The 2,719-nt window shown below is 62.5% G+C and carries 2 protein-coding genes; one reads left to right on the plus strand and one right to left on the minus strand.

Annotation, left to right across the window (positions count from 1 at the left end):
• Positions 1-262: 262 nt before the first annotated feature.
• The gene (locus AB4Z14_RS21985; protein ID WP_442277102.1) at positions 263-1,219 is read left to right on the plus strand and encodes a hypothetical protein; all 957 of its coding nucleotides are present in this window, start codon (positions 263-265) and stop codon (positions 1,217-1,219) included.
• A gap of 73 nt (positions 1,220-1,292) precedes the next feature.
• Here the strand turns inward: AB4Z14_RS21985 and AB4Z14_RS21990 are convergent, their stop codons facing one another.
• A complete protein-coding gene (locus tag AB4Z14_RS21990; protein WP_442277103.1) occupies positions 1,293-2,420 on the minus strand; it encodes a hypothetical protein in 1,128 nt (375 codons plus the stop codon).
• Positions 2,421-2,719 lie beyond the last annotated feature (299 nt).

Raw genomic sequence — 2,719 nt, forward strand, 5'->3', positions numbered from 1 at the left:
AGTCCCGTGCGACCTGACGCTGCGGAACACCATCCGCAACCAGTCGCCGGATCAGAGCCCAATCCTCCACTGAGATCACCCATCCAATCTGTCTGGGTGGCCTCGTTTTCGACCGTCGCTATGGCCTCGTTTTCAAGCGTCGTCGACACGCATTCGGAGAGGATAGAGCATGCAAAGTCTCCTTGCCGACATCGTTGCCACACGCCAACTTCCTCCTGAGCCCGTCGCCACGGCGGCTCTGACTCACCTCTTGGGTCGCTCTTTGGCTGCTCGCAAGGGTTTGACGTCCGTCTTCGACCGGATTTCGACCGAGTCTGCCTCGCAGCCGCTGAGCTTCGCCGAGCAAGTGGTTGACGTTGGAGCAGACGGTCGTCCTGACTTGGTCGGTTCCGACACACTCGGGCCGCGGCTAATCCTAGAGGCGAAGTTCGACGCCGAACTGACACCGATTCAACGGGGTCAGTCGTACGAGGCCCGGATCGCCGCCGGCCATGCAGGCGTCGTGTTGTTCCTGGTGCCGGACGAGCGCGTCGCCGCCATCTGGCCGGAGTTGCTGGAGGGCCCAGGCCGATATCCCGGTGATGCGGCCCCGCACTATCGACCGGACGAGAACGTCCAAACGTTCGTTTTAGCATCAGGCAATGTTCTCGCGGCAACCTCTTGGCAGTACGTGCTCGCCGTCATGAGGGAGGCGATGGGGGTCGCCAACGAGGAGGAGAACCTTCACGACGTCGCTCAAATCCAAGGACTCGTTGAGTGGCGAAGCCGGGTCGGATGGACGCCACTGTTGCCGGGCGATCTCCCCGCACGAACCGGCCGACAACTCAGCGCCTTGGTGGATGCCCTGTTGGGCGCAGCCTCTGGGATATCTGCGGCGAAGGCAACGTCGGGATCGGGCGACGCGGGAGCAGGTCGGTACGTCACCAGTCCTGGGGGACGCACCGTCTGGATCGGTATGTGGCTCTCTTGGTGGGGCACTTACGGGGAGTCCCCTGTCTGGATCCAGGCGAAGGCTCGGCCTGGGCAGCCTGTGGATCTCATCGCTGCACAACTTCGATCCGTTCCGGGATTGGTGGCGAGACACGACCGCGGGGATGTCATCGCTCCGCTGGTTGTGCCCCCGGGCGCCGAGATCGACGCTGTAAAGTCAAGCCTTGTTGCGCAGGTGCGGCGTGTCCTGGACTTGCTGGATTCGATTCAGCCAAGTGGCCTGCTCTGATGGGTGCGAGACTCTAATCACTTAACTCATGCCGCGGTGGGTGTGCTGTCTGATCGCGGCAGCTGCGGACGTTTCAAGAGCCTCTCCGTCTCGCGGCTTTGTCCTTCGCATGACTGCTTTCCGCTTCGCTTTGGCCGACTCGGAGGAACTCAGGGTCATCGAAGTACCAAGCGCCGAATGACGGATCCCGCTCGAAGGCTTCCGCGACGTCCGGCTTCCACGATTCGGGCGGCGGATCAGAAGATTCATCGGGCTCCTGAGCCTCTCGGATCACAGGACTCTCGGGTCGAGAGAGATCGACGTAGTTGAGCTCCTGTAGCAATGCTTCCGCCGGTGGATCGGCGAAGGTTCCAGGGAGCCAAATCCTTCCCCCTCCCTCGCTGATTCGAAGGTGAGGAGCGGCCAGGTTTCGGCCGAGCGCCTTGGACACGACGGTTAGTGCCATGCGATCCAGACGCTGCGGATCGATGTCGAAGCGGTACGGAGGGAGGTACGCGTAGTCGTCGGTCTTGATACGTCCCCGCCGCCGGTGAAGCACGACGTCTCCGAGTGTCACAAGCCCGAACTCCTCGAGGCCCCGATGCCCGAGGTAGACCTCATCAGAGATGCCGTATCTCGTAAGTCGCTCCTGGCGTGCCATGAAGACGTAGCGAGCCGTACGTCCGTATAGCGACTTAAGGTGGTAGAGGAAGAGAAGCATGGTGAGTTCGGTGTCTGACAACACCAGACTCCATCCGCGCGTAAAGAAAGTGACTGGAACGGCGAAGGTCCCAGGAGGGGCCGTCCGTGTCGCGAGGTCCGAGTAGCGGCCGCCCGGCAGGACGTAACGCGCGCCGCCGCCACTCTCCTCAAGCAGTAGGAAACCGCCGTAATCCAGGTCTCCGCGCGCGGTACGAGGTATGGCGGCCAACCCACACTCGTTGAGGCGCCGGAGTGTCCTCTGGACGCGCAGCCGATGGTTGCGCTCCGTGTTCGCGGGGAGGGCCAGCAGGGCTGGCCATATCAAAGCCGAGTTACTACGGCTGCCCACGAGCGAGGTGATCGCGGGTGCTCGGGTGCCGGGTGTCCCCAGGGCCTGGGCTATGAACAAGCCATGGAGGTACAGACGCAGTGCCTCTCCGCCGGTCCGGATCAACCTCGCTAGCGGAGGCTTCCCATCGTGCCCCACTGCTGACCTCAAGAAGTCGTGGCGTACTAGCACGCTGCTGATGTAGGTGCGCTGCTGAAGCCGTGACATCGCACCCTGAGCTCGCTGAATCTGATCTCTTCTGTCGCGCAGCGCAACGATACGTTGATGCCGCTTGACGAGCGATCGCGCCTCCGCTCGCTTTGAGTACTCCGTCCGATCAACCGGGACTGCTGACGCTCTGGTTGACAGGCGTGGTGTGGGGTTTCAGGCCGCGTGTGCGGCTGCGTAGATGGTCTCAAACTCGATGGGCGTTAGTTTGCCGAGGGGTCGTTGTCGGCGTCGGCGGTGGTAGGTCCTTTCGATCCAGGTGA

Origin of the sequence: Terrabacter sp. 2TAF16 (genome assembly GCF_052115065.1) — a bacterium.
Lineage (GTDB): Bacteria > Actinomycetota > Actinomycetes > Actinomycetales > Dermatophilaceae > Terrabacter.